Below are 4,313 nucleotides of genomic sequence, written 5' to 3'. Positions count from 1 at the left end.
CGCTGCGCTTCCTGGCGGAACTGCTCCAACTCCTTCTCCAACTCCACGGACCACCTCCTGGCGTGTGGCACACGGAGGTCTCACGCGCGGCTCGGCACGTCACGACGGGGCACGGCGAGGTCTTACGCCAATCCTCGCTTGGTGGCGCAGCGGCAGTAGATGCCGTCGGGCCCTGTCCAGGATTCCGCAAACTTCATCCGGCAGGCGGACTGGGCTATGGGGAGGACGCTCAAAGCCACCAACGAGAGCGCGTTGCTCGCGCCTGCGGGTCCACCATGAAGTCCTTGTCCATCGCACTCAGCGTCCTGGCGTCGCTTTTGATGGCTGGGAGCGCAATGAGTGTTCTGCACACCGCGTGGCGAGAGACCATGGAGCTACGCGTCCGCATCGCGCGCAGCGGCCTGTGGGCGCTCGTCCCAGTCGCAGTCTGGAACGCTGTGCTGACCTCGCATCTTCCTGTCGGCGTCAGCGACGCCAGTGCAGTGCCAAACGCGCTGCTCGTCTTCGAAGCTGTTGGACGTGGATTCGTCTTTGCCGCGGCGGCGCTACTGCCGCTCGGAGTGAGCGAACCCTGGCAGCGACTCGGACTCGTCGTCTTCGTCACGGGCTCAGTGTTGTACCTACTTTCCTGGCTTCCGCTACTCCTCGACCCGACCCCGTCGTGGTGGCGGCTCTTGCCCTATGCACTCCCATTTGTCTGGCTGTTGGGGCTGGCGCTGATGCTGCGCTCGCGTGCGTACATCGCCGGCTCTCTACCCTTCGTCGTTGCGCATGTCGCACACGGTGCCCTGGTAACGAAGGCAATGCTGCGCTCGTGAGTCCGACTGCCCTGCGCCTCGCAGCAGAGGGCGGCATACCGCCGCATTGGAGGCGCTCGTCGAGGGCATCACGAGGGTCGGGATGTGGTCGTGGTACCGCTTCGCCATGTCGAAGAGGTTCACCGTCGCTGCGTCCTCGTGCGTGAGGATGTAGGCGCTCACGCCCTTGAGGTGGCTCCCCTTCCAATAGAAGCGGGCCTCGACGTACGTGCTGCAGCCCTGCTGGCGTCCCTTCAGGACGATGGCGCGCACGAAGCCCCGGCGCTTCAGCTGCGCCTCCAGCCGCTCGTGGATGTACAACTGCGCGCGGTTGAGCTTCAGCGCCGGCAGCTCGCCGCCCGTCACCTCCTTCGGGCGGATCCGCAGGTACTTCGCCGCGTAGTGCGGGAAGTCGTCCTTCAGCCTCTCGCAGATGGCCTTCTCCCGCGCGGAGAGGGTCGCCGGGGCCGCGCCCTCGTGGGACAACTCGGCCTGGCGTCAGCCTGTCCCAGGGCGTGGCGTAGGGCTCGCGCAGCGGCTCCGACATGGACTGCCCGCGCCGCTGCCGCATGAGGTGCCCGTGGCAGCGGCGGTGCCTGGGCGCCCGGGGCCGGGTGCAGTCGCCTTCGGAGCACTGTTCTGGAGAGCGGTAGGAGGCCATGGACGCACCTACTGTGCCTCACGCCCGGACGGCGTGCACGCAACGTGGCAGGCCGCTACGACGTCATCTTCCCCTCCGCGGGGGCGTCCAGCTCCCGCAGGGCATCCTCCAGCCGCTTCAACTGCTCCTGCTATCCTTACTGCCCGGCTTTTTTGTCAAGCTGTGCGAGGTATGCACCGAACATGTCCGCCATGGCCCCGGCGAAAGCCTCGATCTCGGCGGGAGCGTGCGGGGTTTCCGAATAGGACTTGCCGACGCTCCGGATCGTCGACTCGATCAGACTGATGGCGAGCGCGCGCCGGTCCGCGCTAGCGTTGGGCAAGGCCTCGCGCATGAAAGCCTGCATGATCGCCGCGCCTGCCTTTAAGGCCTCTCGCGCCTCCGGCGCGCTGCGATAGAGGGGAGCCGCGTCGTCGAGCGCCGTGCGGACACCCGCCTCCTCACACTCGGAGCGGATGAAAGCATGAACGACCGTGCGGAGCCGGTCGAGCGGCGGCGTCGCCCGGTGCTCCAGTATCCCCCGCAACATCTCGGCCGTGCGATCCCACTCGTCACTCTGCAGCCGGAACAGAATCGCCGCCTTGTTGGGAAAATACTGGTAGAGCGAGCCGACGCTGACGCCGGCCCGCTCGGCGACGCGGGCCATGGTGAAGCGCTGCGCGCCCTCGGTCGCCAAAACCTGAACAGCGGCGTCCAGCACAGCCTTCACCAACTCCATTGAGCGGGCCTGCTGCGGCTGTTTTCGCGAGGAGATCTGCGCTTGGCGGCGCTCGGCCATGACGGCTCCCGAATACGATTAGCGAACCTGAATACTTCGTCGTATTTTGAGTACTAATCATGACCTCGTCAAGCAACACCAGATTCGTCTCATGAGCATGCTCAACACCGATACGGCCCCGCCGCCACATCCCGCCGCGACACCGGGGCGCGTTGCGCGCGCGTTGCTGCGATGGATGACTCGGCCGATGCGGGTCTCGGCCGTCGAACCCATTTCGCCGCGCTTCCGGCTCATCGACCTTGAGGGCGACGGCCTGAAAAGCGTCGCCTGGCTGCCGGGACAAAAGGTCCAGATGGCGATCGGCGCAAGGCTCTCCAGCCGAACCTATACGCCTCGGTCCTGGGATGCCGATGCCGGCCGGACGCAGCTGCTAGCCTTCCTGCACGGCGACGGCCCCGGCAGCCGCTGGGCGAGCAATCTGCTCGAAGGCGATGACTGTCAATTCTTCGGCCCGCGCCGCTCGCTCGATGTCTCGGGCGCTGACGGGCCGGTCGTGCTGTCCGGCGACGAAACCTCCTTCGGCCTTGCTGCGGCGCTGCAGGGCGGCCCCGCAGCCGCGGAGCTGGTGTTTGAAGTTTCGGACGCTGCGGAATCGCGGGCCGTACTGACGGCGCTCGGCCTTGGCCGGGCAACCGTAATCAAGCGCCGTGACGACGATGCGCATCTGGCGGCTATCGGCGCTGATCTCTCGCGCCATGTCGCCCGCGGCGCGCGCTTCGTCCTGACGGGCAAGGCGCAGTCGGTTCAGACTGTGAGCCAGGCGCTGAAGAGCGGCATGGGGTCATCGAGCGTGAAGTCGAAGGCCTACTGGTCGCCAGGAAGAACAGGTCTCGATTAGGGAGTCACCGCCATGAATGAAAACAAGAAAATACTGATCTCCGGCGCGAGCATCGCGGGTCCTGCCCTGGCCTATTGGCTGAACAGGTATGGCGACAAGGTGACGGTCATCGAGCGGTCGAAGGCCTTCCGTACGGGCGGCCAGAACGTCGATATCGAGGGGCCGGGGCAGGAAGTCATCAAGATGATGGGCCTCGAAGAGAAGATCGAGGCGAAGAACACGCGCGAGAAGGGCGTGGAGTTCCTGGGTGGCTCGGGCGATCCGATTGCGCGGCTGCCGAAGGGCGCGGTCGGCTCGCTGACAAGCTCCTATGAGATTCTGCGCGGCGACCTTGCGCGCATCCTCTACGACGCTACCCAGGATGATTGCGACTATCGGTTCGGTACGACCATCATCGCCCTGAAGCAACAAGATGACGGTGTGTCCGTCACTTTCAACGACGGCTCGACCGAAGAATTCGATCTCGTCATCAGCGCCGAAGGCGTCGGCTCTTCGACGCGGCGGCTCGTCATGGAAGATGATATCCGCTTCCGGTACTTAGGCGTGTACGCATCTTACTTCAGAATCCCGAGAAGCCCCGAGGACAAGGACTGGGCGCAAATCTACAACGGCAAGGGCGGCTCCTGCATGCTGCTGCGGCCGGTCCATGAAAACGACACAACCGTTCTCGTTACCTTCCCGCGCAAGCAATTCGATGCGCGCGAGGTCGATGGCGTCGCGCAAAAGAAGATGCTGCGCGATGCGCTGCAGGGCGCGGGCGGCCCGGCCGAGCGCATCCTTGCAAACCTCAATCACGATCCCGATTTCTACCTCGGCCCGATGAGCCAGGTGATCGGCTCCATTTGGTCGAAGGGTCGCTTCGTGCTCACTGGCGACGCTGCCTATTGCCCCTCGGCCTACACGGGGCAGGGAACACCGCTCGCACTCGTCGGGGCCTATGTCCTCGCCGGCGAGCTCAAGAAGCAGCCAACACACACGGCGGCCTTTGAATCCTATGAGAAGCTGATGCGGCCCTACGTAGCGAGCGGCCGGACGCTGCGTCCCGGCGTCATTCGCCTCTTCCATCCCAAGTCACGCCTTGGAATCGGGGTGCTGCGGACGGTCGCGAGAACCCTGCGCGCGTCGGCCCATCGTGAACACTCAGATCGGAGCATCGTGATCACCGAGTTCGGCCCATCGTGGACAGGAGGTTCGGCCACGTGGGCACGGAGTTCGGCCGTGTGAACAGGGAGTTCGGAG

General features: G+C 65.2%; 5 protein-coding genes. 3 read left to right on the top strand and 2 right to left on the bottom strand.

Annotated elements, in window-relative coordinates; translation table 11 throughout:
* Positions 1-275: 275 nt before the first annotated feature.
* Positions 276-818, top strand: coding sequence for a hypothetical protein (locus U8525_RS34105; protein WP_374270913.1), 543 nt, complete (start codon positions 276-278; stop codon positions 816-818).
* Here U8525_RS34105 and U8525_RS34100 read toward each other — a convergent pair.
* Together U8525_RS34100 and U8525_RS34095 are read right to left on the bottom strand one after the other, a co-directional pair.
* Positions 753-1,283, bottom strand: coding sequence for a hypothetical protein (locus U8525_RS34100; RefSeq protein WP_374270912.1), 531 nt, complete (start codon positions 1,281-1,283; stop codon positions 753-755). The genes U8525_RS34105 and U8525_RS34100 overlap by 66 nt on opposite strands.
* A gap of 311 nt (positions 1,284-1,594) precedes the next feature.
* Complete coding sequence (locus U8525_RS34095; RefSeq protein ID WP_374270911.1) at positions 1,595-2,236, bottom strand: TetR family transcriptional regulator; 642 nt, start codon at positions 2,234-2,236, stop codon at positions 1,595-1,597.
* 91 nt (positions 2,237-2,327) lie between these two features.
* Here U8525_RS34095 and U8525_RS34090 point away from each other — a divergent pair, with 91 nt between their 5' ends.
* Together U8525_RS34090 and U8525_RS34085 are read left to right on the top strand one after the other, a co-directional pair.
* Positions 2,328-3,074, top strand: coding sequence for a siderophore-interacting protein (locus tag U8525_RS34090; RefSeq protein WP_374270910.1), 747 nt, complete (start codon positions 2,328-2,330; stop codon positions 3,072-3,074).
* A 12-nt stretch (positions 3,075-3,086) separates the two neighbouring features.
* Positions 3,087-4,298 (top strand): FAD-dependent monooxygenase, encoded by a 1,212-nt coding sequence (locus U8525_RS34085; RefSeq protein ID WP_374270909.1) that lies wholly within the window; start codon positions 3,087-3,089, stop codon positions 4,296-4,298.
* Positions 4,299-4,313 lie beyond the last annotated feature (15 nt).

Source organism: Corallococcus sp. RDP092CA (assembly GCF_041903675.1).
Classification (GTDB): Bacteria; Myxococcota; Myxococcia; order Myxococcales; family Myxococcaceae; genus Corallococcus.
Note: the sequence above shows the minus strand (reverse complement) of the source record. Positions and strands in the feature narration are given on the sequence as shown.

Bases quoted from the DNA above. Each gene is read 5' to 3' on its own strand.
- U8525_RS34105 (WP_374270913.1), top strand. From the start codon at position 276: ATGAAGTCCTTGTCCATCGCACTCAGCGTCCTGGCGTCGCTTTTGATG.
- U8525_RS34095 (WP_374270911.1), bottom strand. From the start codon at position 2,236: ATGGCCGAGCGCCGCCAAGCGCAGATCTCCTCGCGAAAACAGCCGCAG.
- U8525_RS34090 (WP_374270910.1), top strand. From the start codon at position 2,328: ATGAGCATGCTCAACACCGATACGGCCCCGCCGCCACATCCCGCCGCG.
- U8525_RS34085 (WP_374270909.1), top strand. From the start codon at position 3,087: ATGAATGAAAACAAGAAAATACTGATCTCCGGCGCGAGCATCGCGGGT.